The organism is Lacticaseibacillus styriensis, assembly GCF_030770295.1.
GTDB classification, from domain to species: Bacteria; Bacillota; Bacilli; order Lactobacillales; family Lactobacillaceae; genus Lacticaseibacillus; species Lacticaseibacillus casei.
On the sequence record NZ_CP132483.1, the window covers coordinates 2,294,415 to 2,320,176 of the forward strand.

11 protein-coding genes and 1 pseudogene are annotated in these 25,762 nt (G+C 52.9%); 1 reads left to right on the forward strand and 11 read right to left on the reverse strand.

Features of this window, described 5'->3' with window-relative positions:
- Positions 1-97: 97 nt before the first annotated feature.
- The 5 genes from LACSTY_RS10850 to mgtA form a co-directional block, all read right to left on the reverse strand.
- Positions 98-12,109 carry a pectate lyase-like adhesive domain-containing protein gene (locus LACSTY_RS10850; protein ID WP_306390917.1) on the reverse strand — a complete coding sequence of 4,004 codons (12,012 nt, stop codon included), beginning with the start codon at positions 12,107-12,109 and terminating at the stop codon, positions 98-100.
- A 581-nt stretch (positions 12,110-12,690) separates the two neighbouring features.
- On the reverse strand, positions 12,691-14,064 hold the full coding sequence (locus LACSTY_RS10855; RefSeq protein ID WP_087912647.1) for an NAD-dependent succinate-semialdehyde dehydrogenase: 1,374 nt from the start codon (positions 14,062-14,064) through the stop codon (positions 12,691-12,693).
- A 189-nt stretch (positions 14,065-14,253) separates the two neighbouring features.
- Positions 14,254-14,943: a 50S ribosomal protein L1 gene (gene rplA / locus LACSTY_RS10860; protein WP_010492086.1), complete on the reverse strand. Its 690-nt coding sequence runs from the start codon at positions 14,941-14,943 to the stop codon at positions 14,254-14,256.
- Positions 14,944-15,041: 98 nt separating this feature from the next.
- Entirely contained in the window at positions 15,042-15,467 is a 426-nt protein-coding gene (rplK, locus tag LACSTY_RS10865) for a 50S ribosomal protein L11 (protein ID WP_005688081.1), read from the reverse strand.
- Between the two features lie 150 nt (positions 15,468-15,617).
- On the reverse strand, positions 15,618-18,248 hold the full coding sequence (gene mgtA, locus LACSTY_RS10870; protein WP_087912648.1) for a magnesium-translocating P-type ATPase: 2,631 nt from the start codon (positions 18,246-18,248) through the stop codon (positions 15,618-15,620).
- Positions 18,249-18,672: 424 nt separating this feature from the next.
- Between mgtA and LACSTY_RS10875 the strand changes: the two genes are divergently transcribed.
- A complete protein-coding gene (locus LACSTY_RS10875; RefSeq protein ID WP_087912649.1) occupies positions 18,673-20,139 on the forward strand; it encodes an amidase in 1,467 nt (488 codons plus the stop codon).
- 304 nt (positions 20,140-20,443) lie between these two features.
- On the opposite strand, the gene LACSTY_RS10880 is transcribed toward LACSTY_RS10875, so the two are convergent.
- The 6 genes and pseudogenes from LACSTY_RS10880 to LACSTY_RS10905 all read right to left on the reverse strand — a co-directional run bounded on the left by LACSTY_RS10880 (position 20,444) and on the right by LACSTY_RS10905 (position 25,754).
- Complete coding sequence (locus LACSTY_RS10880; protein ID WP_087912650.1) at positions 20,444-20,980, reverse strand: cob(I)yrinic acid a,c-diamide adenosyltransferase; 537 nt, start codon at positions 20,978-20,980, stop codon at positions 20,444-20,446.
- Positions 20,931-21,546: pseudogene (locus LACSTY_RS10885) on the reverse strand (ECF transporter S component). The gene LACSTY_RS10880 and the pseudogene LACSTY_RS10885 overlap by 50 nt, the downstream one beginning before the upstream one ends.
- Positions 21,543-21,932, reverse strand: a complete 390-nt coding sequence (locus tag LACSTY_RS10890; RefSeq protein ID WP_087913290.1) for a DUF4430 domain-containing protein — start codon at positions 21,930-21,932, stop codon at positions 21,543-21,545. The pseudogene LACSTY_RS10885 and the gene LACSTY_RS10890 overlap by 4 nt, the downstream one beginning before the upstream one ends.
- A 26-nt stretch (positions 21,933-21,958) precedes the next feature.
- Positions 21,959-24,205 carry a ribonucleoside-triphosphate reductase, adenosylcobalamin-dependent gene (gene nrdJ, locus LACSTY_RS10895; protein WP_087912652.1) on the reverse strand — a complete coding sequence of 749 codons (2,247 nt, stop codon included), beginning with the start codon at positions 24,203-24,205 and terminating at the stop codon, positions 21,959-21,961.
- A gap of 194 nt (positions 24,206-24,399) precedes the next feature.
- On the reverse strand, positions 24,400-24,843 hold the full coding sequence (locus LACSTY_RS10900; protein ID WP_087912653.1) for a nucleoside 2-deoxyribosyltransferase: 444 nt from the start codon (positions 24,841-24,843) through the stop codon (positions 24,400-24,402).
- Between the two features lie 65 nt (positions 24,844-24,908).
- The gene (locus LACSTY_RS10905) at positions 24,909-25,754 is read right to left on the reverse strand and encodes an alpha/beta fold hydrolase (protein WP_087912654.1); all 846 of its coding nucleotides are present in this window, start codon (positions 25,752-25,754) and stop codon (positions 24,909-24,911) included.
- Positions 25,755-25,762 lie beyond the last annotated feature (8 nt).

Here is a 25,762-nt window from a genome sequence, read left to right on the forward strand (position 1 = left end):
AGTGGTGCAAGAAACGTGTAAACGTTCCTCACACCACTCTCTATTTGTGTCAAAGCTTAGTCGCGTAACAGTGTTTAACGACCATCGTTACTCAGCTTTACTTTGATGTTTTGTCATCCTTGCGACGTCTGGTTCCTGCAAGGCCGAACAATCCCATCAGACTGACCATAAGCAGACCGAGAACAGGAGCATCTTGATCGCTTGCCTCACCGGTTTGCGGCAATGTGTGTTTGCCACTATTACCGTTTTCCGATGATGAACCTGTCTGACCCGTTGTACCACCGGTTGTTGGCAACGTGTTGCTGCTACCATTTCCGGTTTGCGATGATGAACCTCCACCATTAGCGGAGTTGCCACCATTGCCACCGTTTCCTGGCTGCGTACCACTACCACCGGCTGCATTCGATGATGAGCCTGATGATGGACCATTACCACCATTGCCGGCCGCACCTGACGATGAGTTCGAATCTGAGCCATTGCCACCGGTATCAGGTAAGTTGTGATGGCTTGCTGCCGCGCTGGCTGCAGCACTGGCTGCGCTACTTGCGGTGCTTGCCGCACTGGATGCTATCGCGTTATAGGAACTAGCAGCACTCGCAGCATTGGAAGCTACCGAATCATCGGAAGCTGCAGCACTTGCAGCATCGCTTGCGGCATTTTCAGCACTCGTTGCAGCACTTGCAGCTGAAGCTGCGGCGTTGGAGTAACTGCTTGCTGCACTACTGTTACCGGAATTGGCAGCATTAGATGCAGCACTGGCTGCGCTACTTGCAATGCTTGCCGCACTGCTTGCAGCAGAAGCCGCGCTGGAAGCGATACTTGCCTGGTGGTTTGCGTCACTAGCAGCAGAAGAAGCAATCGATGATTGACTTGTTGCCTGACTTGCGGCACTGCTTGCTTCGCTTGCGGCACTAGATGCCGTGCTTGCATCAGACTGGATCGCGCTATCACTTGGATACTCGGAAGCAGCTGATGACGCATTGTTGGCATCACTCGTGGCATTGCTTGCTTGGCTGTTTGCACCACTGGCACTGGAACTTGCCTGTGATGCATAGGAGTTAGCCTCACTAGCACTGGAGCTGGCATTGCTTGCGTAATCTGAAGCTGTCGATGATGCATCACTGGCTTGACTAGCACTGGAGCTGGCACCACTAGCACTGGAACTAGCACCACTCTTGGCTGCGGCAGCACTGGAGGCAGCGCTCGCGGCACTGCTTGCGGTGCTTGCCGCACTGGATGCTGCTGAGCTATAGGAACTAGCAGCACTGGCGGCGCTGGAAGCTACCGAATCATCGGAAGCTGCAGCACTCGCGGCATCGCTTGCCTGACTCTCAGCATTTGATGCGTCACTTGCGGCATTGCTTGCGGCGTTGGAGTAACTGCTTGCTGCACTACTGTTACCGGAGTTGGCGGCGCTTGATGCAGCACTGGCAGCGCTGCTTGCAATGCTTGCGGCACTACTTGCGGTTGAGGCCGCGCTGGAAGCGATACTTGCTTGGCTCTTTGCATCACTGGCAGCAGAGGAAGCAATCGATGACTGACTCGTTGCCTGGCTTGCGGCACTGCTTGCTTGGCTTGCAGCACTTGATGCCGTACTTGCATCAGACTGGATTCCGCTATCATCTGGATACTCGGAAGCAGCTGATGAAGCATTGCTGGCATCACTCGCGGCATTGCTTGCTTGGCTATTTGCGCCACTGGCACTAGAACTTGCCTGTGATGCATAAGAACTGGCCTCACTCGCACTGGAACTTGCGTTGCTTGCGTAGTCTGAAGCTGTCGACGATGCATCACTAGCCTGACTAGCACTTGAACCGGCTCCACTAGCATCAGACTTCGCAGCATCGGACTTCGCTGCGGCAGCACTGGAAGCAGCACTCGCGGCACTGCTTGCGGTACTTGCCGCATCGGATGCGGCCGAGCTATAGGAACTAGCAGCACTCGCAGCGCTAGAAGCTACCGAGTCATCGGAAGCCGCAGCACTGGCGGCATCGCTTGCCTGACTCTCAGCACTCGATGCATCGCTTGCGGCCGAGCTTGCGGCGTTGGAGTAACTGCTTGCGGCACTACTGTCACCGGAGTTGGCGGCGCTTGATGCAGCACTGGCAGCGCTGCTTGCAGTACTTGCCGCACTGCTTGCGGCTGATGCCGCGCTGGAAGCGATACTTGCCTGGTGGTTTGCATCACTGGCAGCTGAAGAAGCAATCGATGATTGACTTGTTGCCTGGCTTGCGGCGCTGCTTGCAATGCTTGCAGCACTTGATGCCGTACTTGCATCAGACTGGATTCCGCTATCATCTGGATACTCGGAAGCAGCTGATGAAGCATTGTTGGCATCACTCGCGGCATTGCTTGCCTGACTGTTTGCGCCACTGGCACTAGAACTTGCCTGTGATGCATAAGAGTTGGCTTCGCTAGCACTGGAACTTGCGTTGCTTGCGTAGTCTGAAGCTTCCGATGATGCATCACTAGCCTGACTAGCACTGGAGCTGGCACCACTAGCATCAGACTTCGCTGCATCGGACTTCGCTGCGGCAGCACTGGAAGCAGCACTTGCCGCACTGCTTGCAGCAGCATTGGCATCACTAGCAGCTTTGTCATAACCGGCTGCAGCACTGGCGGCATCTGACGCCGTTGCGGCATCTGATGCGGCAGCACTGGCGGCTGCCTTAGCTTGGCTTTCAGCCTGTTTGGCGCTGCTTGCTTCAGCACTTGCGGCGTTGGAGTAACTAGCAGCAGCTTTACTGTCGCCGCCCTTTGCGGCACTTGCGGCCTTATCGGCGTCACTATTGGCCGCCTTGGCTGCAGCACTGGCTACGGCATCGGCACTATCGGCCGTCTTGGCTTGGTCGCTGGCATCGCTGGCAGCCGCCGCACCGGAAGCAGCGGCACTATGTGCCATGCTTGCATTGCTATCCGCCTCAGAAGCATCGCTGGCTGCCGCACTGGCATATGACTGGATTCCGCTATCCTTCGGATACTTGGCAGCATCTGATGCAGCCGTGCTTGCATGCTGGTCAGCTGTGCTTGCCTGACCGGCTGCGTCACTGGCACTGGAACTTGCTTGTGATGCATAAGAACCGGCTTCACTCGCACTGGAGTTTGCAGCACTCGCATAGCTTGAGGTGGCAGTTGAGGCACCGTTAGCTTCACTAGCACTTGAACTGGCACCACTGGCGCTGGAGCTGGCACCACTAGCATCGGACTTCGCTGCGGCAGCACTGGAAGCAGCACTGGCAGCACTGCTTGCGGCAGCGTTGGCATCACTGGCAGCTTTGTCATAACCGGCGGCGTCACTGGCAGCATCAGATGCCGTTGCGGCATCTGATGCGGCAGCACTGGCGGCTGCCTTAGCCTGACTTTCAGCCTGCTTGGCGCTGCTTGCAGCAGCACTGGCAGCGTTGGAGTAACTAGCAGCAGCTTTGCTGTCGCCGGCTTTTGCGGCACTTGCGGCCTTATCGGCGTTGCTGTTAGCAGCCTTGGCTGCGTCACTGGCGACGGCGTCGGCACTATCAGCTGCCTTGGCTTGGTCGCTGGCGTCACTGGCAGCAGCCGCACCGGAAGCAGCGGCACTATGTGCCATGCTTGCATTACTATCCGCTTCAGAAGCATCACTGGCTGCGGCACTGGCATATGACTGGATTCCGCTATCCTTAGGATACTTGGAAGCAGCTGATGCAGCGGTGCTTGCATGCTGGTCAGCCGTGCTGGCTTGTCCGGCAGCGTCACTGGCACTGGAACTTGCCTGCGATGCATAGGATCCGGCTTCACTAGCACTGGAGTTTGCGGCACTTGCATAGCTAGATGTTGCAGTCGAAGCAATATCGGCTTCACTGGCACTGGAACTTGGATTGTGCTTAGCTGCGGCACTGGAAGCAGCATCTGCGGCGCTGCTTGCGGCAGCATTGGCATCACTAGCAGCTTTGTCATAACCGGCTGCAGCACTGGCGGCATCTGATGCCATTGCGGCATCTGATGCGGCAGCACTTGCCGCGGCCTTAGCTTGGCTTTCAGCCTGCTTGGCGCTGCTTGCTTCAGCACTGGCGGCGTTGGAGTAACTAGCAGCAGCTTTGCTGTCGCCGGCTTTTGCGGCACTTGCGGCCTTATCGGCGTTGCTGTTAGCGGCCTTGGCGGCATCACTGGCTACGGCGTCGGCACTATCGGCCGTCTTGGCTTGGTCGCTGGCATCACTGGCAGCAGCCGCACCGGAAGCAGCGGCACTATGTGCCATGCTTGCATTACTATCCGCTTCAGAAGCATCGCTGGCAGCAGCACTGGCATATGACTGGATTCCGCTATCCTTCGGATACTTGGCAGCATCTGATGCAGCCGTGCTTGCATGCTGGTCAGCTGTGCTTGCCTGACCAGCTGCGTCACTGGCACTGGAACTTGCCTGTGATGCATAAGAACCGGCTTCACTGGCACTGGAATTTGCAGCGCTAGCATAACCAGAAGTTGCGGTCGAAGCTGTATTAGCCTCACTCGCACTGGAACTTGCCCCACTGGCACTGGAGCTAGCACCACTGGCATCGCTCTTGGCTGCGGCAGCACTAGACGCGGCACTTGCCGCACTGCTTGCGGCATCGTTGGCATCACTGGCAGCTTTGTCATAACCGGCTGCAGCACTGGCAGCATCTGATGCTGTTGCGGCATCTGACGCGGCAGCACTGGCGGCTGCCTTAGCCTGACTTTCAGCCTGCTTGGCGGTGCTTGCAGCAGCGCTGGCAGCGTTGGAGTAACTAGCAGCAGCCTTGCTGTCACCGGCCTTTGCGGCACTAGTGGCCTTATCGGCGTTGCTGTTAGCGGCCTTGGCTGCATCACTGGCTACGGCATCGGCACTATCAGCCGTCTTAGCTTGATCGCTGGCATCACTGGCAGCAGCCGCACCAGAAGCAGCGGCACTATGTGCCATGCTTGCGTTGCTATCCGCCTCAGAAGCGTCGCTAGCGGCAGCACTGGCATATGACTGGATCCCGCTATCGTTCGGATATTCGGAAGCAGCTGATGCAGCTGTGCTTGCATTCTTATCAGCCGTGCTTGCTTGACCAGCTGCGTCACTGGCACTGGAACTTGCCTGTGATGCATAAGAACCGGCTTCACTGGCACTGGAGTTTGCGGCACTTGCATAGCTGGATGTTGCAGTCGAAGCAATATCAGCCTCACTGGCACTGGAACTTGGATTGTGCTTTGCTGCGGCACTGGCGGCAGCATCTGCAGCGCTGCTTGCAGCAGCATTGGCATCACTGGCAGCTTTGTCATAACCGGCGGCAGCACTGGCGGCATCTGACGCCGTTGCGGCATCTGATGCGGCAGCACTTGCCGCGGCCTTAGCTTGGCTTTCAGCCTGCTTGGCGCTGCTTGCTTCAGCACTGGCGGCGTTGGAGTAACTAGCAGCAGCTTTGCTGTCGCCGGCTTTTGCGGCACTTGCGGCCTTATCGGCGTTGCTGTTAGCGGCCTTGGCTGCATCACTGGCTACGGCATCCGCACTATCGGCTGTCTTGGCTTGGTCACTGGCATCACTGGCAGCAGCCGCACCGGAAGCAGCGGCACTATGTGCCATGCTTGCGTTGCTATCCGCCTCAGAAGCATCACTGGCAGCGGCACTGGCATATGACTGGATTCCACTATCGTTTGGATATTCGGAAGCAGCTGATGCAGCGGTGCTTGCATGCTGGTCAGCCGTGCTGGCTTGTCCGGCAGCGTCACTGGCACTGGAACCTGCCTGTGATGCATAGGAACCGGCTTCACTGGCACTGGAGTTTGCGGCACTTGCATAGCTGGATGTTGCAGTCGAAGCAATATTAGCTTCACTAGCACTTGAACTGGCACCACTAGCATCACTCTTGGCCGCCGCAGCACTGGAAGCAGCACTGGCAGCACTGCTTGCGGCAGCGTTAGCGTCACTGGCGGCTTTGTCATAACCGGCTGCAGCACTGGCGGCATCCGACGCCGTTGCGGCATCTGACGCAGCAGCACTTGCCGCGGCCTTAGCTTGACTTTCAGCCTGCTTGGCGGTGCTTGCTGCAGCACTGGCAGCGTTGGAGTAACTAGCAGCAGCCTTGCTGTCACCGGCCTTTGCAGCACTGGTGGCCTTATCGGCGTTGCTATTAGCAGCCTTGGCGGCATCACTGGCTACGGCGTCGGCACTATCGGCTGTCTTAGCTTGGTCACTGGCATCACTGGCAGCAGCCGCACCGGAAGCAGCGGCACTATGTGCCATGCTTGCATTACTATCTGCCTCAGAAGCGTCGCTAGCGGCAGCACTGGCGTATGACTGGATTCCACTATCATTTGGATATTCGGAAGCAGCTGATGCAGCGGTACTTGCATGCTGGTCAGCTGTGCTTGCCTGACCGGCAGCGTCACTGGCACTGGAACTTGCCTGTGATGCATAAGAACCGGCTTCACTAGCACTGGAGTTTGCGGCACTCGCATAGCTAGATGTTGCAGTCGAAGCAATATCAGCCTCACTCGCACTGGAACTTGGATTGTGCTTTGCTGCGGCACTTGCGGCAGCATCTGCGGCGCTGCTTGCAGCAGCATTGGCATCACTGGCAGCTTTGTCATAACCGGCTGCAGCACTGGCAGCATCAGATGCCGTTGCGGCATCTGATGCGGCAGCACTGGCGGCTGCCTTAGCCTGACTTTCAGCCTGCTTGGCGTTGCTTGCAGCAGCGCTGGCAGCGTTGGAGTAACTAGCAGCAGCCTTGCTGTCGCCAGCTTTTGCAGCACTAGTTGCAGCATCGGCATTACTATTAGCAGCCTTGGCAGCATCACTGGCTACGGCATCCGCACTATCGGCTGTCTTAGCTTGGTCACTGGCATCACTGGCAGCAGCCGCACCGGAAGCAGCGGCACTATGTGCCATGCTTGCGTTGCTATCCGCCTCAGAAGCATCACTGGCAGCGGCACTGGCATATGACTGGATCCCACTATCGTTCGGATATTCGGAAGCAGCCGATGCAGCGGTACTTGCATGCTGATCAGCCGTGCTTGCCTGACCAGCTGCATCACTGGCACTGGAACTTGCCTGTGATGCATAGGAAGCGGCTTCACTAGCACTGGAGTTTGCGGCACTCGCATAGCTAGAGGTTGCGGTTGAAGCCTGGTCAGCGCCACTGGCGTCACTCTTTACAGATGCGGCACTGGAAGCAGCACTGGCAGCACTACTTGCGGCAGCATTGGCATCACTGGCAGCTTTGTCATAACCAGCGGCGGCTTTAGCAGCATCTGATGCCGTTGCGGCATCTGACGCAGCAGCACTTGCCGCTGCCTTAGCTTGGCTTTCAGCCTGCTTAGCGTTGCTTGCTGCAGCGCTGGCAGCGTTGGAATAACTAGTAGCAGCCTTGCTGTCACCGGCCTTTGCGGCACTAGTGGCCTTATCGGCGTTGCTATTAGCAGCCTTGGCGGCATCACTGGCTACGGCATCGGCACTATCGGCTGTCTTGGCTTGATCGCTGGCATCGCTGGCAGCCGCCGCACCGGAAGCAGCGGCACTATGTGCCATGCTTGCATTGCTGTCCGCTTCAGAGGCATCACTGGCAGCCGCACTAGCATATGACTGGATCCCGCTATCCTTCGGATACTCGGAGGCAGCTGATGCAGCGGTACTTGCATGCTGGTCAGCTGTGCTTGCCTGACCGGCGGCGTCACTGGCACTGGAACCTGCCTGTGATGCATAAGAACCGGCTTCACTGGCACTGGAGTTCGCGGCACTCGCATAACTGGACGTTGCAGTCGAAGCAATATCAGCCTCACTGGCGCTGGAACTTGGATTGTGCTTGGCTGCGGCAGCACTAGAAGCAGCATCTGCGGCGCTGCTTGCGGCAGCGTTGGCAGCACTGGCAGCTTTGTCATAGCCAGCGGCAGCACTGGCGGCATCTGATGCCGTTGCAGCATCTGATGCGGCAGCACTTGCCGCGGCCTTAGCTTGGCTTTCAGCCTGCTTGGCGCTGCTTGCGGCAGCACTGGCAGCGTTGGAGTAACTAGTAGCAGCCTTGCTGTCACCGGCCTTTGCAGCACTGGTGGCCTTATCGGCGTTGCTATTAGCAGCCTTGGCGGCATCACTGGCTACGGCGTCGGCACTATCGGCTGTCTTGGCTTGGTCGCTGGCATCACTGGCAGCAGCCGCACCGGAAGCAGCGGCACTATGTGCCATGCTTGCATTACTATCTGCCTCAGAAGCGTCGCTAGCGGCAGCACTGGCGTATGACTGGATTCCACTATCATTTGGATATTCGGAAGCAGCTGATGCAGCGGTACTTGCATGTTGGTCAGCTGTGCTGGCTTGTCCGGCAGCGTCACTGGCACTCGAACCGGCCTGCGATGCATAGGATCCGGCTTCACTGGCACTGGAGTTTGCAGCACTTGCATAACTGGACGTTGCAGTCGAAGCAATATCAGCCTCACTGGCGCTGGAACTTGGATTGTGCTTGGCTGCGGCAGCACTAGAAGCAGCATCTGCGGCGCTGCTTGCGGCAGCGTTGGCATCACTGGCAGCTTTGTCATAGCCAGCGGCAGCACTGGCAGCATCTGATGCAGTTGCGGCATCTGACGCGGCAGCACTTGCGGCTGCCTTAGCTTGACTTTCAGCTTGTTTGGCGTTACTTGCGGCAACACTGGCAGCGTTGGAGTAACTAGCGGCAGCTTTACTGTCGCCGGTCTTTGCGGCACTTTTGGCAGCATCGGCCGCACTATTGGCCGCCTTGGCGGCACCACTGGCTACGGCATCGGCACTATCGGCTGTCTTGGCTTGGTCGCTGGCATCACTGGCAGCAGCCGCACCGGAAGCAGCAGCACTATGTGCCATGCTTGCGTTGCTATCCGCCTCAGAGGCATCGCTGGCAGCTGCACTGGCATATGACTGGATTCCACTATCGTTCGGATATTCGGAAGCGGCCGATGCAGCGGTACTTGCATGCTGATCAGCCGTGCTTGCCTGACCGGCTGCGTCACTGGCACTCGAACTTGCTTGAGATGCATAAGAACCGGCTTCACTAGCACTGGAGTTTGCGGCACTTGCATAACTCGAGGTGGCAGTTGAAGCAATATTAGCCTCACTGGCACTGGAACTGGCACCATTAGCGTCACTATTCACTGCCGCCTTAATCTTATTCAGATCCTCAAGTGCCTGACTGCTTGCAGCTGATGCAGCAGCCGCTTGTGTTGTAGCTTCACTCTGAGCTTCAACCGCAGCACTGACAGCGTTACTTGCAACTGCTGCATCGCTTGCAGCAATTTTTGCAGCTGATTGAGCATCCGACAATGAATTGTTCATCTGACTAGCAGCAGATGCAGCAGCGGTTGATGCCGTTGCATAACCCGCAGAATCATTAACTGCAGAAGCAGCATTTGCTTCCGCTGCGTAAGAATCATACGCGGCAGCGGCAGAACTTGCTAAGGCATCGTCACTGGCTACAGCAGCAGCAGCGGATGAAGCTTCAATGGCAGCGCTGGCTGCAGTACTTGCTGCCGCAGCGGCGGCACTTGAGCTCTTGCCGGCCGCGACTTTAGCATCAGATGCTAAGCTTGCCTGCTTTTGGGCATCGCTTGCCAGTGACTGAATCGTCGCATTGGAAGCCTGACTCTTGGCAATCGCCGCAGCTTCACTCGCATAACTTGCTGCAGCACTGGCAGCACTGTTTGTCACAGCGGCCTGTGAATCCGTTGCATCAGCGGCACTACCGGTCTTCTTTGAACTATCGGCAGCACTAGAAGCCTGTTTTGGTGTTTCGGCATCATTAACAACCACTGTTGCGGTTTTAACGATAAAGGCATCGCTTGAAACCACTTTAAAGGAGGTATTCGGTGTTAATTTAACGCCATCAGGAAGTTTATAACTCCAGTTCCCATTGTCATCGGCTTGTACCAAATACTTAGTCGAATCATATGAGTTTGCCGTCAGAGTGCCATCAGGAATCCCGTCTAATCCGGTAATCGTTACATAACCATCCGCACCGGTTTTACCTGTGAGGGTTGTCGTTTCGTCAGTGACTGGATCAACGGTGACAAAATTGTCTGCAGCTGTTACGAATTCCAGGCTAGTATCAGTTGCAAAATCATCAGCAAGATCTTTGCCTGAAGTTTCGGAAGCTTCAGTTAAACCTTGAACCGTTGCCGTTGCTGACGTAGAACCGTCATTTTTCAATGTATAAGAAACGGACTTATACGGACCAAAAGGACTCTTACCATTGTCAGGGTTAATCTTGACATACTGGGCGGTTAACGTACCACTGCCAGTAACATCGAAGATACTGGAAGCACTATTCGTATTACCGTCAATACTGAAAAGAATTGACTTTGGCATATAAATATTAATCTTCGAGTTATTGCCAATGTTAAGCACATGGGCAATACCTGTGCCACCATTAACCGTCAGCTTGGCAGTTGCATCCTGGGCAAAGCTCAACTGGCTACTACCGGTCGTCTTGATGACATTAATCGAAGCTGCACCTGTGTCCGTCACATTAACGGCAAGGGTGCTACCACTCGCAACATAAAAGCCACCAGTGCCAGTGATATTAATGACACCATTAGTGCCGAACGTGTCCCCGGTTTGGTTAATGGTCATTGATGAACCTTCATTGAGGTTGACTGTACCACTGCCGGTAATCCTAACCGGAGTATTGCCAGCTGCACCATCAATATTAACAACTGCGTCTTTGTCGACCGTTAAATTAGCGCCATTGTCGATATAAATCGGTGAGAAGTTATCTTCTTCAAGCTTATTCTTATTAAGAGTAACCTTCGATCCTTCTTTAAACTCAACCGATCCACTTGTATAAATCAGTGCATTAAAGCCGTCTTCATTGGCACCAGTCGCACTTGTTCTTTGCAGATCAACGGTCGCACCTTTATCGACAATAAACGAGCCACCATTGTGAACTTGAACGGCCGTCCCACTATAAGTAGTACCTGTGTAAGTAGCGCCGGCTTCGACTTCCATATAGCTGACTTCAAAGTTTTGCTGACTGCCATCACCTGGCTGTGCAAGCTGAGTCGAATTATCAAACGGTGAGGTGTAGGATTTTACGGAATTAACCGTTGTCTTTCCCTTAATGTAAACCTTCGTCGTTCTGCCATACATTAACTGGGCACCAGTATATGTGACATTATTAAAGGTCACGGAATGATCATACCCGGAGTTAGGGTTAACCCCCATGATGGTAACCGGGCCCCAATAACTGTAACCATACATGGTCAAGTCATTGATCGTAAGGCTTTCATTCTGAGTAGCCGTAGCATCTTGCTCGTACCAGTGCTTACGAAAATCAATTGTGTGGCCATTACCATTAATAACTAGGTTCGGCCGATAAGCATATGTTTGCCGATCAGCACCCGATACATCATCAACGAAATCAGCCTGAACGTTAATCTCACTGACAGCCGAGTTCGCCATGGCCGTGTTAAAATCAGAAGCCGTGCTGACGTCAACGCTAGAGCCGGAAGTAGCTGCAGCCGAGCTTGCTGCAAGTGCACTCTGTGTGGCCTTTGCTGCATTGGCGCTGCTTGCGCTGGCATCTGAACTTGATGAACTTGAACTTGATGAACTGGCACTTGATGCACTAGCGGAACTCGCAGCACTCGCAGCGGCACTAGCCAGACTGGCACTGCTGCTGTTCGCGCTACCGGCACTGGCGGCACTGCTGCTACCTTGACTGGCACTGCCATCGCTGGCGTTGCTTGCACTGCTACTTGAAGCACTGGCGCTTGAGGCGCTCTTACTGCCCTGGCTGGCGCTGGCGGCACTGTTACTACTTTGGCTGGCGCTCGCTACGCTGCTGCTTTGGCTGTCACTCGCAGCACTACTGCTATCAGTACTAGCAACACTTGATTTGCTTTGACTAGCGCTAGTTGCACTGCTTTGTGTATCTGTTGCAGCGCTGCTACTGGCGCTATTTTGTCCGCTACTGGCACCTGATGAGGAAGCCTCAGTATAGGTGGAACTGCTTGGTGTTTGAACATCAGCTTTAACTTCATTTGGTTCGAAGGCTGTTCCCAACCCGACGCCAAGGAAGAAGAGTGGTGCGATTAACCACTTTTTCTTCGACTTGAACATCTTGTATCGTTTCTTCTCCATCAAAACATTCGTTCTCTTTACCTTTTTCATACTCAAGATCCTCTCAAAAATAATTGAGTAACCCAATTGGTTAGTTTCCAACCCATTTTCTTAAAGCAGTTCCCCCGTGGCACCATCTCCTTTCCGGATCAAGCTGCACATGGCTACCTGGCTATTGACTTGAAAAAGTTGATGAAATAATTCATGCACAACCACTGCTCATTTGAAAAGTTCCTCCGTCAGTAAAAGGGCAAATACAGTCAAAAATATCTAAAAATGTGATTATATGCTCTCCTGCCAAAGGCAACGAAAGTCCTGTGAAAGCCACTAGACCAATCTTTCAAAGGACTTACTTTTATAAATATTTAAATTCTTACACACACAATACATTTATATAATACTATTATTGTCAAAAATATTAACACACCACTGTCATGAAAACGGTTCCAATTTTTGACTTTTTAACTTTCATGCTGACTTTCACACGTTGTGGATCCGAATCCGGCCCATGTTCACAAGCAAAAACGCCATCGCAACAACAGCGCGATGGCGTTTTCTGGAATTTTTCAAAAGCTCCTTTGGTTCAATTTGCCACGGCAGCAATGACCGCCTAGCACACATGGAAATAACAATTACTTGCGCAGTGCCCGCGTAACGGTTTGTTCATTAACAAATGTAAACAGCCCCAAATCGCCAAGTTCCCGACCGTAACCGGAATTCTTGACGCCGCCAAATGGCAATTCGGCATTGTAACTCTGACTTTGGTTAGCACCGACCATACCGGTTTCAATCTGCGCGGCAACTTCTGCAGCGTGATTGGTATCGCCGGCAAAGACTGCACCGCCAAGGCCATAAGGTACATCATTGGCAAGCTCAATGGCTTCCTTTTCAGAGTGTACCTTGTAGACACAGGCAACTGGGCCAAATAATTCGGTGTGGTAAGCAGGGTTAGCCTTGTCGATGTCTGTCAAAATTGTCGGTTGGAAGAAGGCGCCCGGCAGATCGACTGGCGTATTGCCGTAAACGACCTTGGCACCGTGCTCGATCGCCGTGTCAACCTGACCTTGAAGCTTATCCTTGGCCTTTTGACTGTTCAATGGGCCAACGTCAACTGAAGGATCGCTTGGATCGCCGATTTTGACACTTTCAAAGCCCTTCTTCAACCCGGCTACAAAATCGTCATAGTACTTATCTAGCACAATAAACCGTTTGGAACTGGTGCAGACCTGGCCACAGTTCATCAGTCGCGTCTTGACCGCTTCCGGAATGACACTGCTAAGATCGGCGCCGTCTAAAACCAGAAAGGCATCCATCCCGCCTAATTCCATCAACGATTTCTTTAAGTATTTGCCTGCAAGCGCCGCAACATGCGAACCGGCACCTTCAGAACCCGTCAGACAAACACCGGCAACCCGCGGATCCTTGATGAAGGTCTCGGTATCATCGTGCCCGATTAAGGCAATTTGGAAGGCGCCTTTGTCCGCACCGCCTGCCAGTACAGCCTTTTCAAATTCGAGTCCACTGGCCGGTACGTTACTTGCAGGTTTGATGATGACGGCATTGCCAACCATGAAGTTCGGTGCAAAAACCCGCATTAATTGATAATACGGGAAGTTCCAGGGTTCGACACCAAACACGATTCCGGTAGCAACGTGATTCGTCACTGCAGCGCCGGCCGTGCTGTCAATCGGCTGCGGCTTCAACAGTGCCGGCGCCCGGTCAGCGTACATGTCCGCAATTTCAGCACAAAGTTCGACTTCACCTAAAGCCTCTTCCGTGCGCTTGCCCATTTCCTTGGTGATAATCGCAGCCATTTCATCTGCATTATCCCGGAAATAAGCGGCAACTGCGTGTAACGTTGCGGCCCGCGTTGCCGGATCAAGATTACGCTGTTCCTTATAAAACGCATGCCCGGTTGTCAGCATTTCGCCGATTTGCGCAGACGTTGTGTTCGCATAAGTCTTCTCTAAAGTGTTCGTGTTCGGATCAACGGTTTGATAAGCCATTTTTGTAAACGCTCCCTTCGTGTCCTTACTTAATCATAGCGTATTCCCTTGATAGATGCCAAATGCATACCGTTCGCACGGACAGTCAAATCGGCAAATTCCTTGCAGCCCAAAGGCGTACGCCGACTTTAATTTAACGCAAAATAAAAAGACCCGCCAGTTTCAGCGAGTCTCAAAATAATCATTATTTTAGAAGTCAGTCGGGTTAACCTTGATACCAGGCGCCATGGTGGACGTCAGGGTCAGGCTCTTGATGTAGATACCCTTTGTACTTGCTGGGCGTGCCTTCAAAACGATGTCGTTCATGGCTTTGAAGTTTTCAAGCAGCTTGTCAGCATCGAAGCTCTTCTTGCCGATTGGGGCATGGATGATACCAGCCTTGTCAACACGATAAGCAACCTGGCCGGCTTTGATATCATTGACAGCTTTGGCAGTGTCCATGGTAACGGTACCGGTCTTCGGGTTAGGCATCAAGCCTTTCGGGCCAAGTACCCGGCCCAAACGACCAACCTGGGCCATCATTGGTGGTGTTGCAACCGCAACATCAAAGTCCAACCAGCCGTCTTGAATCTTTTGTACCAAATCTTCGGCACCGACAATGTCAGCACCGGCGTCTTCGGCAGCCTTGGCTTGGTCGCCTTGGGCAAAAACGATAACCTTCGACGTCTTACCGGTTCCGTTTGGCAGCACAACTGCGCCACGGATCTGTTGGTCAGCCTGCTTTGGGTCAACGTTTAAACGATAGGCAACTTCAACGGTTTCGTCGAACTTGGCGTAGTCGATTTTCTTCAGCAGATTAACCGCTTCTTCAGGGGTGTACTGCTTGTTTGAATCAACCGCTTTAGCAGCCTCTAAATACTTTTTACCTTTTTTAGCCATTCTGGGTTTTCCTCCTTGCAAATGTGGTCACTGGGAGATCAGTTTTCTCCCTTCCACCTGATTACCTCAGTTTTCACTGAGAATCCGAACAGTGCGTCTTAGTCTTCGACTTCGAAGCCCATCGAGCGAGCCGTTCCTTCAACCATGCGCATAGCCGCTTCAACATCGGCAGCGTTAAGGTCTTGCATCTTTGTTTCGGCGATTTCCTTGACCTGAGCCTTGGTCACCTTAGCAACCTTCTTGGTATTCGGTTCGCCGGAACCATGTTCAACACCAGCAGCTTTCTTCAAAAGAATTGCAGCCGGCGGGGTCTTGGTTACGAAATCAAATGAACGATCTTCATAAACCGTGATGACAACCGGGATAATCATGCCGGCTTGATCAGCCGTACGTGCATTGAAATCCTTGGTGAACCCCATAATATTGATACCGGCTTGCCCAAGTGCAGGGCCAACCGGAGGAGCTGGGGTTGCTTTCCCAGCAGGAATTTGGAGTTTGACAATGTTTGCTACTTTTTTAGCCACGAGACATACCTCCTTAAGTCCGTGATGTGGTTATGATGGCCAGAAGTTTTGGCCTCCCACGCGTATGCTGAAAACATACTTAAGTAGCGTAGCACGCTGTCTCGTAAAAGGCAAGTAAGATTCAGTTTGGGAAACACCCCGAATGGCTTTTCACAGCCACGGCCAGCCGCGCTTTAAATACACCCGCTTAACGCATTCAACAACAATTAGGTAAGTCAACACGATGAGCGCCGCCCCCGGCCAATAGCCAAGTGGCAACACCGCAAAGTCAAAGGCACGATGCAGCGGCGAGAGGATGAGGAACAACCCCACCAACAAGGCCAGCATGGTCGACAGGATGACGATGGCCGATGCCGGAGACCGCCAAAATGGTGTCACCCGCGTCCGTAAAACGTGCACGACTAACGATTGGGTGAACAGACCGACGACAAACCAGCCTGCTTGAAAAACATGCTGTGCGGGCAAACTGGCCGCATGGGCACCGATTCCGAGCCCAAACCATAAGAATAGGAACGTTGTGATATCAAAAAGCGAACTTAACGGCCCAAATGTCAACGTATATCGCAACAAGCCCTTAGCGCGCCATGGCGTCGGCTCGGCTAACGTTGCGTCATCCACATTGTCCCAGGGAATGGTCATTTGCGACGTATCGTAAATCAGATTTTGAACCAGCAGCTGAATCGCCAACATCGGCAAAAATGGCAGAAAAATGCTGGCAACCAAAACCGAAAAGGCATTCCCAAAATTCGAGGCGATCGTCATTTTAATGTACTTCATGGCGTTGGCATAGACCCGTCGTCCTTCAAGAATGCCATCTTCAAGCACCAGCAGACTCTTTTCCAGCAAAATAATGCCGCTTGCGTCTTTGGTGATATCCGCAGCCGTATCCACACTGATGCTGACGTCGGCTTCGCGCAATGCGGCCGTGTCATTGATGCCATCGCCCATGTACCCAACCGTATGTCCGGCTGCCCGCATGGTTTTAATAATGCGCGCTTTTTGCAACGGGCTGAGCTTCACGAACAGATCCGTTGACTCGACAGCCTGCTGTAATGCCTTATCGTCCATGGCCTCGACATCATTTCCCGTGACAACAAGCTGATTGGCAATGCCCACTTCTTCGGCAACATGTTGCGTAATAATGGCGTTATCACCGGTCAAAACTTTCACCCGGACGCCGTGGTTCCGCAATAAGCCAACCGCCTCTTTGGCATCTGGCTTGGCTGGATCCAGAAAGCCCAGAAAACCGGCGATCACCATATGTTGTTCGTCAGCGGTCGTATAAATTTCCTGTTGATGGACGTCTTGCCGATAAGCCACCACAATCACCCGCATCCCCTGACCGCTCATGGCCGCATTTGTATGTTGAAGTTGCTTGAGCCGTTCCGGGGTAATCGGCAGCACCTCGCCATGCAGTTCGACCCGATCACACACCGCCAGCATTTCCTCAAATGCCCCTTTGGTGATCATCCACTGGTGGTCCTCGTTAGCGACAACCACCGTGAGTCGCCGGCGCTCAAAGTCAAACGGAATTTCATCGATTTTGGTTAATCCCGCGGGCAAATCCGCCAAAATCGCCTCGTGCTCATGCGCGTAATTCACCACTGCCGTATCTATCAGGTTGTGCCACCCGGTCTGATAATTGGCATTCATATACGCCATCCGCAGCACCGCCGGATCAGTGGCCCCAGTCGCGTCGACATACCGCATCACGACCACGCGATCTTCGGTAATTGTCCCGGTTTTGTCGGTGAAAAGGGTATCGATGGCCCCGAGATTTTGGATCGCATGCAGTCGTTTCACAATAACTTTTCGTTTCGACATGGCAAGCGCGCCTTTTGCCAGATTGCTATTGACGATCATCGGCAACATTTCCGGCGTCAGCCCCACCGCAACCGCAATCGCAAAAAAGAACGCCTGTGACCAATCCTGCTTGGTGATGCCGTTGATCACGAACACCACCGGCACCAACACCAGCATCATGCTGATCAAAACCCGGCTGATGGCCCGCATCCCTTGTTCAAAACTCGTTGGCGCGGGTTTATGGCCGATTTGATTCGCCATATCACCAAAATAAGTGGCATCCCCGGTTTTCAAAATCACCGCGGTACCGGAACCGGAAATCACGTCCGTTCCCATGAAAACCAGATTCGGCGCATCAAAAAGACTTTGATCCGTATCTAAAGTGGCTTTGCCGGCCGTTTTCTCCACCGGCATCGCTTCACCGGTAAAAGACGATTGATTGACGAACAAATCGTGCGTCGCAATCAAATAAGCATCAGCCGGAATCATATCTCCCGTCGCCAGTTGGACAATATCGCCCGGCACGACTTCATCCATCGGCCGCTCCTGCGTTTGCCCGTCACGCGTCACCGCTGTCGTATTGGCAATCAAGGCAGCCAGCGCATGGCTTTCTTTTTGCGACCGATACTCCTGCCAAAAGTGAATCGAAACAGAGAGCGTAATCATCAGCCCCATCATTCGAGCGCCGTCATAATCCGCTGTCATGATGGAAACGATGCATAATAAAAGCAGCACCCAGACAAACGGTTCATTAAATGCTGCAAATAAAATCAAATACCACGGCCGCGGATGTTGGGTCACGACGGTGTTGGATCCCGTTTCTTCCAGACGATCGGCGGCCTCGGCAGGCATCAGACCTGCTTCACGGGTTCTCAGTGTCGCCAGAACCTCATGTGGCTGATGCTGGCTATACTGCATCAGCGCCGCCGTTTTTTCCTGCGTGGAAGCGTTATGCCTTGTTATGGTTTTCTTGAACATCATCTCTTGTTATATAAAATGTGGAAGCATGCCGCTTTGGCATCAATAAACTTTTATATAGTTCCTTTCTTGATTGAGTGGCTGTCTTCATTAAGCCTCGTGATGACGCAAGGCCGGCCAGCGGACAGATGGTTTCCAGAAAACATTTGTCAGCTAGTCATGAATACATTTCGCTATTTTCACGACGATAACCACATGAGCACCTTCCACTTAATTATTGCGTTCATGTCTTCGTGGGTGCTTCGTCACTATTATCTTGTTCCATAAGCCGCTTCTTCTCACCCCTTTTTGTATGCCTAGCAAAAAAATCATGAATCATTGCAGGCAATTAGCTTTACTCAAAGAATAACTTGACAGTAAGATGGTTGTCAAAGATAACTAAAGTAGCATTGTTGTCAGGAAGACCCTTTTGGAGGAAAAATTAATGATTTCTTCAGCATTAGCCCAAGCTGCCGCGATTCGTGCCGGCGCCATTACCAGCGCTGACTTAATCGATGCGGCGGCCGATAAAATTGCCAAGCTCAACCCCAAACTGAATGCCATCACCTGGACAAGGTTTGCGGCTGCCAAACACGATACCGCGCAACTGAAAGACACCGGCCAACCATTCTTGGGTGTGCCGCTGGTCTTGAAAGGTCTGGGGCAAAACTTCGCCGGCGCACCGGCCACAGCCGGCAGTCGGCTATTCAAAGATGCCAAAGCTACCAGCACCAATAACTTTGTCAAAGCATTACAGGCACTGGGTTTTGTGATCATCGGTCAAAGTAATGTACCGGAGTTCGGCTTCAAAAATATCACTGATGCTACGCTTTACGGTCCGGCTCGGAATCCATGGAATCTGGACTATTCGCCAGGTGGCTCTTCCGGCGGCGCGGCGGCGTTGGTCGCGGCTGGCATCAGTTTGCTTGCTGCCGGATCTGACGGTGGCGGTTCGATTCGGATCCCCGCTTCTTTTTCCGGCTTAATCGGCTTAAAACCTACCCGTGGGCGCGTGCCGACCGGGCCGGGTGAGTGGCGTGGGTGGCAAGGTGCCTCCATTAACTTTGCCTTGACCCGCACCATGGCCGATACCGAAGCCTTGTTGCGCGGACTGGCAACGACCCAATTAGCCGCACCGTTTAATGCGCCACCGTTGCATCTCGAAGACGTCAATGACCCATGGCCGTTAAAAATCGCCTACACCACGCAATCGCCTGTCGGTACACCGGTTAGCGCCACGGCAGTCAAGGCAGTCAAGTTAGCCGTGGATGCCTTGCGCGCGGCTGGCCACACTGTTGTTGAAGCACAGCCGGATGTGGATGGCACAGCCTTGATGAAGGCTTATTATTTGATGAACGGCGGCGAAACCGCGGCCATGTTCCAAGCCTATACCGAGCAATCCGGCCGCGCGGTCACTGCGGAAGACGTCGAACCCGTCACGTGGGCCATTTATCAAGCCGGATTGCACACAACGGCCGCTGATTACAGCCGTTCGCTGGGCGTCTGGGATCGAGCAGCCGAAGCTTACAGTCATTTTCACGACAGCTATGATCTGCTGTTAACGCCAACGACAGCGAAAACGGCGCCGCGCATTGATGCTGAGCTACAATCACCTGCCATCGTCGATAAAATGAAACACGCAGTCGAGCTTGCACCGGATGAGCAAAAGCAGCTCGTCTGGGATTTATTTGAGCCCAGCCTCGCATACTCGCCGTTCACCCAACAAGCCAACTTAACCGGCGCCCCGGCCATTAGCCTTCCCACCGCTATATCACCGGATGGTCTACCACTGGGCATCCAGTTTGTGGCTGCTAAGGGTCGCGAAGATCAATTACTGCGGCTTGGCTATTGGTTCGAGCGGCACAATCTGCTGCAAATGTATCCACTAATCGAAGCTAATGATTCTAAATAATAATTCCGCGAAAATGTTCTTAGTTTAATGAATGGCGAACAATATAGAAAAGTTTTAGACCATAAATTCCGAGCCGTGCCAAACTTCGCAATCTCCGGCCAGATGGGGTGGCGACGCGAAGCTAGAGCGGAGGGCACAGCTGAGCCCCATCTGGCCTACGATTGCTCCGCTTTGGCACTAACATCTTAATTAATCCTTCCGAACTATTTTCAGGGAAAACAAAAGCGCACTCTTATTACGAATGCGCTTTTGTATTGTCACCGGTCGTTATGACCTTGGCACTTTTTTGTTATCACCCATGCACTTACTTACTCTTCACTTCAGGAACGCCTGCTTTGAAATTGACGTAACGTGCCAATGCAAAAAGGTAATCAGATAGCCGATTGCTGTATTGCAAAACCACTGCAGTGACCGTCTTATCTCCTTCAGCCAGCAGATCCAGCGAACGTTCCGCTCGGCGTGCCACGGCGCGGCCATATTGCAACGCTGCTGCCAGCGGATGGCCACCGGGTAACACAAAAGCGGTGATACGCGGCACCTGTGCCATCATGTCATCAATCGCATCTTCCAGTGCCTTGACATGCGCTTCGGTAATGGTGTGGTGCCGCGGTACCGCAACGTCGGCCAGCAACTCATAAAGCTCCCGCTGCCGGTCTTCCAACGCCTGCGCAAGCCAATCAAACCCCGGCGTCGCCGTTGCCTGCGAAGCGACATAGCCAAGCCATGAATCAAGCTCGTCCAAATCGCCCAGCTCGATAATCTGCGGATCATATTTCGGCACTTTCTTACCATTAATCTGTTTCGTGGCACCGTGATCGCCGACTTTTGTGTAAAGTTTCATGACTAGTCCTCTTTTCCGTAAGCGCGTTATCCGCGGTTAAACCGTTTCAACCCTTGCTGCAACACCACCAGAACGATCGGATAAAAAACAAGATTCCCGATCGCATGATAAGTATCAAACAACAAGCCACTGATATAATACGCCCAAAAGCCGAGTCCATTCAAACTGCCAATGACCGCCATCCCCAGACTGACAACAAACCCATAAAGATAGCCCAGCAACCCGGCCAAGCCGATTTGGAGCCAAAGCAGGCGCCGGACGACCGGCAACATCAGCACAATCGCCTGCAACACGAGCATGCAAATCATATAAGCCGCGATTTGCGGCAGCGTCCACAAGCCGAATCCTAAGACAAGGTTGGAGACCACCAGCGTACTGACGGTCAAGCTGAGTCCCCAGCGCAGTCCAAGTAACAACGTCACGACCATCAAAATATCTGTCACCGGCTGAACGTTGGGAATCGGCACTTTAACGATCCGCAAAACCGTGCACAAAGCCGTCAATAGACCAAGCAAAGCCACCGCCCGAACAGGCGATGGCTTTTTGGCTGACGTTGGCAGCTTCATTTGGTAACACTCAGGTCAAAAACAACTTTATCGTGGTTCTTGACCGGTTGCGTTGTGGCACCTTTTTTCGCCATCTTGCCGTTGATGGTGTATAGCCAGTAAGTCTTCTTGGCAACATTTTGCTTCTTGCCGGCAATCTCAGTGATAAACCCTTTCGAAGCCTTGACCGACCAACCTTTTTTCAGACCGGTCATCACCACTGACTTTTTGGGTTGGGTAATTTTTTTCTTGGCAAACGCCTTGCCATTTTGCTTCAGCTGATAAGTGACCACAATCTGATTCGGCTTGCTGCTGGATTTGGCAGCGCTGCTCGAATTGTTGCTGCAACCAGCCAGCACAAACATTGCTGCAAAAAAGACAACCAGCGAGCGTAAAGCTTTCTTCAACATAACCTTCAATTTCCTCCGCATTTTTACTTAATCGGGCAAGCGCCGCCAGCACAATCCGTCTGGTCAACTAATTCCAGATCTTTTTGATCATGATTGGCATTTTGGGCGGCAAAAACAGCTGCGACCGATCCGTGAATCTTGGCGCACTTTTGCGTATAGGTGTCAGCATCAATCGGCTCTTTTGGCGCCTGCTTGAAACCTGAACCAACGTACGGCAACATGGATGTTGACTTGATCACGTGCCGATACTGTGACAACAAGCCGGCAATCTGATCGGCTTCTTCCGGCTGGAAGGTGACCGTGCAGCTGACCGCATTATCAGACCAGTATGTCTGCAAGAATGCTTGGGTCGCAATCTGTTCGGCAATCGAAACCGTTCCGGCTGAAGCAAATGCCGGATCGTCAGCATGCGCCGCGCGAATCGGGAACTCAACGACCATCGTGTTCTTGGTGTAAACATCCGGCTCAATATGATAACCGCATGCTTTCAAAGCCGGCAGCAACGGGTCGTTGGCCTGGAACCGAATGCGCTGAATCAGGTAGCCGGCATAATGGAAATGCATGCCTTCTGAAACGCCTGCCAGCTTAGCAACGGTTCCCGATGGCTTAACCGTGGTGTGTTTGCGGGAAGGCTCACAGCCCAATGCATCGGAATAAGCCTGATCCGCATCAACAACCGCGTGATACAAGCCATCCACTGCTTGCTTGATTTCCGGATTATAAATCGGCTTCTCAAGCATTTTACCGGTGTGCGGATCCACAACCGGTTCAAATCCGGACACGACGCGATGACCAAAATCATCCAGGAACCAATCCTGAATTCCGGACATCGAAATGCCGATGCGGCGATTCTTCCTAATAATATCACGGGAAACCTGCCAGTCGTAATTGCTGAAGGTTACTCGCTTGGCATAACGCGTTGCCAACGCAAAGGCCTGCTTCAATTTCCAACCTTGTTGCACCGCAACGACCGGAAAGAGTTCAAACAAGTTGCATGGTTCACCATTGGCCAACGAAATCTCGCCACATGGGTTGGTGCCTTCCACATCCGGATCGTTAGCTGCATTTTCACCATCGACAATCCGGCCGAAGCGGCGTGATAAATCGAGGTTCACAACGCCCGGTTCACCGTTTTTGGCAATGGCTGTCGCAATCGGTGCATAAGCGTCAAACTGCGTATCAATCGCGACACTGTTGTTAGATGCCCAGCGGTGATGATAAAGCTTTTTTTGATCCTGCTTCATCGTAATGAACGCGTCATCATCGGCCGATCCTAACGACATTTCCGCGGAACGCCGCACATTGCCGGCCACCACTGTCTTGCCGATCAAGTTGCCGATATCCGTAGCGTCAACCGCGGTCAACCGCTGGCCAACCCGCGCATTGAGCACCTTGTTGATATCCAGCAACATCTCGACTAATGGCATCGGACCGGAAGCCGTGCCGCCAAAGCCATGAATCCGGGCGCCTTTTGGCCGAATCCGACTGATATCCAGCACCAGTTTGGTCTGACCACTAGGATTAGTCGTCGCAAAATGATGATCAATCACCTTGGCGTTGGCTAAAACCCAGCCTTCACGGGTATCCGGCAAAACGTAGCGATCATTATGTTCGGCTGCATGCGCCTGTTCCCAAGCCTCTCGATCAACCGCACCCATTTTCAGCGATTCCGCGTAGCTAGCACTGTTGCGATCAATCACAATCGTCAAGTCAACGGCGTTTGCGACCGGCGGCAACTTGGCAATGTTGTCTTTGGTGACGGAAAAACCGACGCCGCCGCCTTTCATTAATTCATCAAACATAAAGGAATACGGCATCGAGACAGCAGGCTGGTCAGCCGAAAAATCCGTCGGCACAATATGCGACTCACCATACGGTTGCGGACGAATGGCAATGAACCAGCAATTATTCAAGGCATCGCCATTACGCTTTTGATAATCGGTTCCGGAAATCCACAGATTGCGGCCAGATGGCGTGCCAGCCAACCCGTAAATAAGCTTGAAAAGATTCCGTGCCTCTTTTTGCAGTTCGTCCACGACTTCTGAATCAGGATTGGCTGTATGTAACCGCGGATCAAGGTTAATATTCCCCTCAACCACTCGCTTGACGGTTTCATCCCAATTCTCGGTCCGTTGTTGATCCGGCAACCACCGGGCATAGGTCCGCTTATACGTGACCCACCCCAGTTCGCCCCAGTGTGGTTTAATTTCTTTCTTGACCTCGGCAATAAAATCAGGTGCCAAGGTGATCGGTTTCATCATAACTTGCATAGCTGTCCCTCCCGTATACAAGATATGGTATAGCCAAACGAACCTAATATCAAGATATAGGTTAATCAATAACAAATTGTTAATGTTGGCAACCACCTGGCCAACGCGGGATGCACGGCTTTTTAAAAATAATGACGAAATTAAAAAATCGCCAGCGCAAGAAATCGCTGACGACATCTGATCTATTTGCGGATTTAAAAGACCGGTCCGACATACGGCCGCACTAACACATGGTCCAAATCAAGGCTTTTAAGCTCGGTCACATCATTCACAAAGCAGGTAATCGACCCTGCCAGCATCAGATTCATTTTCATCTCGCCAAGCTGAAGCGCCACGATCGGCATATGGTGCGCGTAGGCGTACCCGATCTCAAACGCCGTTCCCGGGTCGGGATTCTCGCCGACATAGTCCAGAATGGCAACCAAAACCGTTGCGCGGTGCAGTCCCTGAATATCTTCACCAAATACCTGCCGCTGCCACCCTGGCGAGTTCGGCGTTAAGCCCGCCTTGTTCGTGTCATCACGCGGTGAAAAAATCGCGGTGACCGATTCATTTGCATGCAAAGCTGCCAAAACCTGATCAAGCCGCTCAATCTGAGCAGGATCAAAAAACGGTGCAGCCAAATATACTTCTGCCATGTTCATTTCCTCCTGGGCGGCTTCTGTCCGCAAACCTTCAACTATCTACTTCAACTAAGCTGCACCTAAAAATCGCGTTGGCGCTGCCATAAATATTCGGCAATATCATGGTCCACCAACCGATTCTCGTGCAGTAGACTATGGGCTGCCCGCGGTCCGCGAATCACAACCTCAGTATAATCTTTGATCCGATCCTTCACCAAATACCGCACGGAAAAGCTGCTGCTGATCGCCACTTCACCATCGTGGCGCCCACCCAACATCAAATCGCCGGCAATATTCAACCACCGTAAATCTGGCGGCAAGTTGGCAATCGAACGTTGAAAATATTGATAGATCGGCGCTGTATGCTCCGGTCCTTGACGGGTCAACGGCCAATTAAGAATCGGCGAACGCCGCGCAACCTCCACATCATTCATCGGTGCGGCAATCGTCACCAGATTCGCCACCGGAACAGCAGGTTGGCTTAATAAATACAGCACCGCCGTCACCCCGCCCATCGAATGCGCGACCAAATTAACCCGGGTAAACGCCTGCTGTTCCTGCAAAGCGACAATCACATGCTTTAACCCGCGCAACTGGGCAGCGGGCCGCACCGTTTTGTCCGTATACAACACCTGAACGGCAGCGTGATGGTTTAGATTCAACTGTCCGCGCAAATGAACGCTGCTATCCGGGGCGACAATGGCCACGACATCCTTGCTCAAGCCATAACGCCGCTGCATACGCCACAACATATGGCCAAACGAATAGCGCGTCCCCAGATGCCCGGGAATAAACAACGTTGGTGTCGGATCCATCACGAGCGGCACCGGCGCATAGCCAGTCCGCGCCAATAGAAAATAGTCGGTCATCACGCCCACAACGACAATCACGCCCAGCGTCACAAGAATCCAGAACCAGCCGCTCATAGGCGTTA

Coding starts and splice junctions, on each gene's coding strand:
- LACSTY_RS10850 (WP_306390917.1), bottom strand. CDS start 12,109: ATGAAAAAGGTAAAGAGAACGAATGTTTTGATGGAGAAGAAACGATAC.
- LACSTY_RS10880 (WP_087912650.1), bottom strand. CDS start 20,980: ATGAAACTTTACACAAAAGTCGGCGATCACGGTGCCACGAAACAGATT.
- LACSTY_RS10905 (WP_087912654.1), bottom strand. CDS start 25,754: ATGAGCGGCTGGTTCTGGATTCTTGTGACGCTGGGCGTGATTGTCGTT.
- nrdJ (WP_087912652.1), bottom strand. CDS start 24,205: ATGCAAGTTATGATGAAACCGATCACCTTGGCACCTGATTTTATTGCC.
- LACSTY_RS10900 (WP_087912653.1), bottom strand. CDS start 24,843: ATGGCAGAAGTATATTTGGCTGCACCGTTTTTTGATCCTGCTCAGATT.
- mgtA (WP_087912648.1), bottom strand. CDS start 18,248: ATGTTCAAGAAAACCATAACAAGGCATAACGCTTCCACGCAGGAAAAA.
- LACSTY_RS10855 (WP_087912647.1), bottom strand. CDS start 14,064: ATGGCTTATCAAACCGTTGATCCGAACACGAACACTTTAGAGAAGACT.
- rplA (WP_010492086.1), bottom strand. CDS start 14,943: ATGGCTAAAAAAGGTAAAAAGTATTTAGAGGCTGCTAAAGCGGTTGAT.
- LACSTY_RS10875 (WP_087912649.1), top strand. CDS start 18,673: ATGATTTCTTCAGCATTAGCCCAAGCTGCCGCGATTCGTGCCGGCGCC.